General features: G+C 71.9%; 7 protein-coding genes. All 7 read left to right on the forward strand.

From position 1 onward, the window contains the following. Nucleotides 1-422 (forward strand): hypothetical protein (locus ACFWP7_RS31735; RefSeq protein WP_384388382.1); only part of this gene is annotated, 422 nt, incomplete at its 5' end. Continuing rightward, nucleotides 419-901: a Pycsar system effector family protein gene (locus tag ACFWP7_RS31740; protein WP_384388384.1), complete on the forward strand. Its 483-nt coding sequence runs from the start codon at nucleotides 419-421 to the stop codon at nucleotides 899-901. The genes ACFWP7_RS31735 and ACFWP7_RS31740, both read left to right, overlap by 4 nt. A gap of 106 nt (nucleotides 902-1,007) precedes the next feature. Next, nucleotides 1,008-1,394 (forward strand): hypothetical protein, encoded by a 387-nt coding sequence (locus ACFWP7_RS31745; RefSeq protein WP_384388387.1) that lies wholly within the window; start codon nucleotides 1,008-1,010, stop codon nucleotides 1,392-1,394. A gap of 107 nt (nucleotides 1,395-1,501) precedes the next feature. Beyond that, the gene (locus ACFWP7_RS31750) at nucleotides 1,502-2,191 is read left to right on the forward strand and encodes a hypothetical protein (RefSeq protein ID WP_384388390.1); all 690 of its coding nucleotides are present in this window, start codon (nucleotides 1,502-1,504) and stop codon (nucleotides 2,189-2,191) included. A 98-nt stretch (nucleotides 2,192-2,289) separates the two neighbouring features. Further along, the gene (locus tag ACFWP7_RS31755) at nucleotides 2,290-2,931 is read left to right on the forward strand and encodes a hypothetical protein (RefSeq protein ID WP_384388393.1); all 642 of its coding nucleotides are present in this window, start codon (nucleotides 2,290-2,292) and stop codon (nucleotides 2,929-2,931) included. A 37-nt stretch (nucleotides 2,932-2,968) separates the two neighbouring features. After that, the gene (locus ACFWP7_RS31760) at nucleotides 2,969-3,292 is read left to right on the forward strand and encodes a ParB N-terminal domain-containing protein (protein ID WP_384388396.1); all 324 of its coding nucleotides are present in this window, start codon (nucleotides 2,969-2,971) and stop codon (nucleotides 3,290-3,292) included. A 101-nt stretch (nucleotides 3,293-3,393) separates the two neighbouring features. Continuing rightward, nucleotides 3,394-3,726: a hypothetical protein gene (locus tag ACFWP7_RS31765; RefSeq protein ID WP_384388398.1), complete on the forward strand. Its 333-nt coding sequence runs from the start codon at nucleotides 3,394-3,396 to the stop codon at nucleotides 3,724-3,726. The last annotated feature ends 178 nt before the right edge of the window (nucleotides 3,727-3,904 follow it).

Raw genomic sequence — 3,904 nt, forward strand, 5'->3', positions numbered from 1 at the left:
ACTCGTACCGCCGACCGGCGGGCCGGGTGGTGACGGGGAGCCGGACAGCCCGGCCGGAAAGGACCCAGCTCATGTCCATCGGCACCAACAACGAGACGTTCGTACTCGAGTCCGCCCGCGACGGCCAGCGCATCCTCGTCGGCCTCCAGGGCGACGCCGCCGACGCCGTCGACATGCTCATCACCGGGTACCTGGACCTGCGCGACCGCGTGAAGGAGCTCCAGGACGGCCTGCCGCAGCACCACACCGACCACGAACTGTGCGACGCGTGCCGGGTGTTGGAGCGGCTGTGCCCGTACCACACCGGGCGGGCCGACGGGTGGGTCGAACTCAGCCGCGCGGTGCGCCTAGTGGCGGGCGACGAATCCACCTACGCCACCCTCGTCCTGGAGACCGCGGACGCGAACGGGGACGAGGCATGACCGCCGCCCCCGACACCATGTCCCTCACAGCGTCGTACGACCTGGACAAGAACCTGGACGACGCCGTACGCGACACCGACGCGAAGATCACCCGAACCGACTCGAAGGCCTCGCTGTTACTGGCCTTCGACGGCGTGGTCCTGGCCGCCGTCGTCGGCGCCTACGACGCGCAACTGCCCTTCGCGGCGCGGGCCTTCGGGGCCGCGGCCGCGCTCGCCCTGGGCGCGGCCGCCGTCCTGCTTCTCCTGGTGGTCCGCCCCCGCCTCAGCGGCAACGACCGTTCCTCCTTCCCGCACTGGGCGCGGTTGAACGATGACCGGGAGATCCTCGCCAGCCTCACCGTCGACGCCCGCGTCGCGAGGCTCCGGGTCCTGTCCCAGATCGCGCTCGGCAAGTACGTGCAGCTGCGATGGGCGATCGACCTGATCCTCGGCTCGCTCGCCCTGCTGGCCGCAGCCGCAGGCACCGCGCTCCTCTGACCCGGCGGTCTCCGTCGCCCCGCCCCGCCGTACGCGGCCCGGGCGGGGCCGGCGGTGTCCGCCCGGCCACCCAGGCCGGACCCGGCAACCCTCCAAGGAGGCCCCCGTGTCCAACGTCCCGTCCCTCGCCGAACGCAAGGACCTCATACGCCGCGCCGCCGAACGGTTCGGCCACCGCGAGCAGCAGCCGCACCCGCTTGACGAGCGGCTCGCCGCGCAGAGCGAGGCCGCCTACGCGGCCCACGCCGACCACCGCATCCCGTCGGCCGCCAGCCTCGTGGACGTCGCCCTCTCCGTACGCGCCAGCGTCCTGGGCGAGGTCCTGCTGCTGGAGAACGTCCTGGCCGCCGCCCGCGAGCGCGGCGGCATCGAGCCCGGCGTCATCGAGCTCCTCGAGGACGTCGTCGACGGCGGCCACCAGCACACCATCGCCCTCGCCGCCGGCGTCCGCGCCCTCGCGCCGAACGCGCCCGCCGGGCCCGTCGCCGCATGACGCCCCGCGGGGCGGCCGACCGGTCACCACAACCAGGCCGCCCCGCAGGACCTGCACCGCTCAACTCCCGATCGCACCACGACCCGAAGAGAGAGGCACACCCCTTCATGATCGCGATGAGGAACGCGCTGCGCCAGACTGCAGCCCGCGTCGGCTCCGAGGCACTCGCCCTGACCGGCATGGCCGTGGTCCTGGTGGTCGGCGGTGTCACCGCCGACCTCGCCTACAACCCGCTCCGGCAGACCCTGTCCGCGCAGGACAGCCGGATCGGCGCCGCCGTCCTGGCCCTGATCCTCGGCTTCGCCACGTACCGCTTCCTGGACTGGGTCACCGACCCGATCACCAAGCGCCTCAACGACGCCAGCTACGACCGGCTCCACCGCGGCGCCCGTACGGACAGCCCGGCGCCGGCGGACACGCTGGAGGACGGCATCGACCAGATCGCGGACGCCGCCGCCCGCACCGCCAGCGACCTGGCCGCGTTCGCAGCCGGCTTGGTACTCGACAGCAGCGAGTCGTCGTTCCTCACCTACGCCGACCGCTGGCAGGGCTTCGAGAACGGCGAGGCCCGGCTCTACCTCGCCCCCGGCGTCCAGCTGTACTTCCGCGACAGCGGCGAGCGCTACGACCGGCGCACCAAGGAGTTCACGCTGCTGACCGGCGACGCTGACGAGCCCGTCACGATCACCAGCCTCCCCCAGCTCCACCAGCACCTCACCGCCCGCGCCGCAGGCCTCCCCGTGGCCGTTGCCGTCGACGACACCGACGGCGACACCCGGGGCCTGTCCGCGGCCTGACGGACTGCCCGTGCCGCCCCGACCCGCGACCGTGCGGGCCGGGGCGGTGCGGTAGCCCCTCAGCCCGCACCGCCCCGACCTCCCGGAAGGACGCACACGTGCAGTTCAACAAGAAGAAGCAGCAAAACCAGCTCACCATCAAGCGCGTCGGCCTGTTCGTCTCCCGCAAGGTCACCGCCGACATCGAGGCCGCCGCGCCCACCGCCCAGCGCCTGGTCCGCGACCACTTCGGCCGCCGCCCGCTGGGCAAGGTCGAACTCGTGGTCACCAAGACCAACCTGCTCTCCGGCCTGGCCGCCGGGTCCCTGGGCGTCGCCGCCGGCATCAAGTACGAGGTGTGGCGCGACAAGACGCTGAGTCTGACCGACCGCCCTGGCGACATCTACGCCGTGACCGTGGCCGGCCCCGACAACTCGCTGCGGATCCTGCTCAACGCCCAGCGCCTGCGCCGCCGCAAGGGCCAGGAGATCGGCCCCACCCTCGTCTACGCCTTCGTCGAAGTCGACCAGCTGTGCCGCAAGGGCGGCTTCGACAAGCAGATCGCCCTGGCCCGCCACGAGATGGGCACGCACGTGCTGTCCAAGCCCGCCGTCAAAAAGCTCAACAAGCAGTTCGTGGCCGACGAAGTCGAAGCGGAGAAGGTCACCCAGCACATCATGGGCAAGGTCGTCCGCAACCACCGCCGCGAAGAGGCCGCCGCCCAGCGGCAGGTGCCCGCCGCGACCGCCGGCCGGGCCTGACCGCCACCGGGGGAAACCGATGAAGTACCGCGGCCGCATGCTGACGTCGCTGCTCAACGACCGCAAGATCATGCCGACCGACTTCAGGCGATGGGCCGACGCCCACCGCCAGTTCGCCCAGGGCAAAGACCGGCAGAAGGTCGACAAGCTGAAGGAGTCGATCGCTGAGGACGGCCTCGAAGTGCCGATCCTCCTCTGCATCAACGAGCGCTGGCGCGACATCTACGTGTCCGACGGACACCACCGGGCCATCGCCGTCATCGAGCTCGAACTCACCAGGTTCCCCTTCCACTGGCACTGGATCAGGGCCGGCGTGCACATCGAGCACGAGCCCTTCCCCTACGAGCTACTGGAGCGTTGACCGGTATCTGACCTGTCGCCGTGCCGCCCCGGCCCCCGCCCGTGGGGGCCGGGGCGGTGCGGGGGCGCGTCAGCCCACCCGCCGACCTCAAGGAGTCGTACATGACGACTGCCATGCGCACCGACAGCCACCGCTACCCCGAGCGCCCGAAGACGGACTGCGCGCTCGCGGACCGCATCGCCGGTATGGAGACGCCGATGCTCACCGAGATGGCCGCGGCCACGTTCCACCTGGAGCGCCTGCTGCAAAGCGTCGGCACGCCGGAACAGGAACTCGCCGCGTACACCACCGACATGACCGCCGCGCGGCACTGCGACTACGTCCTCGGTGTCGCCGACCGGATCCGTCGCGCGGTCGACCAGCTCACCGCGCCGTACGAGAAGCCCGCCACCGCGGACACGGCCCCGGATCAGACCGGCGACGCCGCCGCCTGATCCGCGCCCGCTGTTCCTCAACGGCCCGGCCACCGCGGCCGGGCCGTTCGCGCACCCCGATCACCGTCGACGACATCCACTGAACGGCCACCAGCCGCCAGACCGATCCGGAGGACTCTCCATGGCACACAGCGCCCGGCCCGTCGTCCACTACATGGCCACCCGCCCCGACGGCACC

It is taken from the genome of Streptomyces sp. NPDC058470 (assembly GCF_042721055.1).
In the GTDB taxonomy this organism is placed as follows: domain Bacteria; phylum Actinomycetota; class Actinomycetes; order Streptomycetales; family Streptomycetaceae; genus Streptomyces.

What these genes read in the sequence shown, in the direction of transcription:
- ACFWP7_RS31740 (WP_384388384.1), top strand. Translation starts at nt 419, where the DNA reads ATGACCGCCGCCCCCGACACCATGTCCCTCACAGCGTCGTACGACCTG.
- ACFWP7_RS31750 (WP_384388390.1), top strand. Translation starts at nt 1,502, where the DNA reads ATGATCGCGATGAGGAACGCGCTGCGCCAGACTGCAGCCCGCGTCGGC.
- ACFWP7_RS31760 (WP_384388396.1), top strand. Translation starts at nt 2,969, where the DNA reads ATGCTGACGTCGCTGCTCAACGACCGCAAGATCATGCCGACCGACTTC.
- ACFWP7_RS31765 (WP_384388398.1), top strand. Translation starts at nt 3,394, where the DNA reads ATGACGACTGCCATGCGCACCGACAGCCACCGCTACCCCGAGCGCCCG.